This window comes from Pseudomonas sp. H26/SER47-MNA-CIBAN-0231 (genome assembly GCF_040310465.1).
Lineage (GTDB): Bacteria > Pseudomonadota > Gammaproteobacteria > Pseudomonadales > Pseudomonadaceae > Aquipseudomonas > Aquipseudomonas atacamensis.
This window is the reverse complement of sequence record NZ_JBEOPW010000045.1, coordinates 1-1,285: the sequence shown is the minus strand read 5'-3', so window position 1 is coordinate 1,285 and position 1,285 is coordinate 1. Positions and strand designations below refer to the sequence as shown.

At 54.6% G+C, this 1,285-nt stretch carries 1 protein-coding gene; it reads left to right on the top strand.

Going from position 1 to position 1,285, the window contains the following annotated elements; genetic code table 11:
- Positions 1 to 90 precede the first annotated feature (90 nt).
- Positions 91 to 1,233 (top strand): IS481 family transposase, encoded by a 1,143-nt coding sequence (locus tag AAEZ10_RS27155; RefSeq protein ID WP_110645432.1) that lies wholly within the window; start codon positions 91 to 93, stop codon positions 1,231 to 1,233.
- Positions 1,234 to 1,285 lie beyond the last annotated feature (52 nt).

Genomic DNA, 1,285 nt, shown 5'->3' with positions numbered 1-1,285 from the left:
TGTATGTACCGGACACATGGTGGACAGGTGTTCGGAGACATGGTGGACACTTTTTAATAGGCACATTGCTCATCATCAAGGAAATGACCTGTGTCCTGGCAAGAGGCATCCACCATGCAACTTCGTACAGAGTTTGTGCATTTGGCTCGGCAAGAAGGGGTGAATATTCGGCAGCTTTGCCGTCGATTCAATATCAGCCCAAGTACTGCCTACAAATGGCTCAACAGGTTTGAAACCTCGGGTGCAGAGGGCTTGCACGATCAGTCCCGGCGACCAAGAACATCACCCAAACGTTGTGCTGATGAGGTTGAGCAGCAAATTTTGACCATGAGTCAGCAATACGAGGCTTGGGGCGCCCGCAAGCTCAAGCGCGTGCTGGAAGATGAAGGCGCTGTGATGCCCTCCGTCAGCACGGTGCATGCGGTTTTGCAGCGTCATTCGCGTGTTGATCCAAAGGCTGCCGAGATCAAACCATTTATCCGCTTTGAGCACGAAGCGCCTAACGATCTATGGCAGATCGACTTCAAGGGACATTTCAGTCTGAGCCACGGACGTTGTCATCCATTCACAGCCCTGGATGATCACTCACGCTTTTCGCTGTGCATTGCCGCATGTGCCAATGAACAGCGCCAAACGGTACAGGACCATCTAATCCGGTCGTTTCGACGCTACGGCCTGCCGTTGCGCATGACGATGGACAACGGCTCGCCATGGGGCGATCAGACAGGCGTTTACACCGCGCTGGAAGTCTGGCTGATGAGCCAGGGCATCAAGGTCGGCCACTCCCGGCCTTATCACCCGCAGACTCAGGGAAAACTGGAGCGCTTCCACCGCAGCCTGAAAAATGAAGTCCTGCAAGGCCGGTTTTTCACCGATCTCGACGACGCACAACGGGCGTTTGATACCTGGCGCGACATCTACAACCAGAAACGCCCTCATCAGGCGTTGGGCATGGCGGTGCCGGCGACTCGTTACAGTGGCAGCCCACGGGAATATCAGGAGCAACCGGCGGAGCCGGAGTACAACGACGCAGATGTGGTCAGGAAGGTACAGGTGGGAGGCGAAATCTTCTGGAGGAATCGGGAATACAAGATCGGAAAGGCTTTTTATGGCAGGTGCATAGCGATCAGGGAGACGACGGAGGACGGTATCCACGATGTCTACTGGAGTAGACATCGTGTCGCTCGAATCGACTTGAACTTGCAGATCGTGACGGCAGGTAAGAAGATCTAAAACCGTCCACCATGTCTCCGAACATGTGTCCACCATGTCCCCGGTACATACA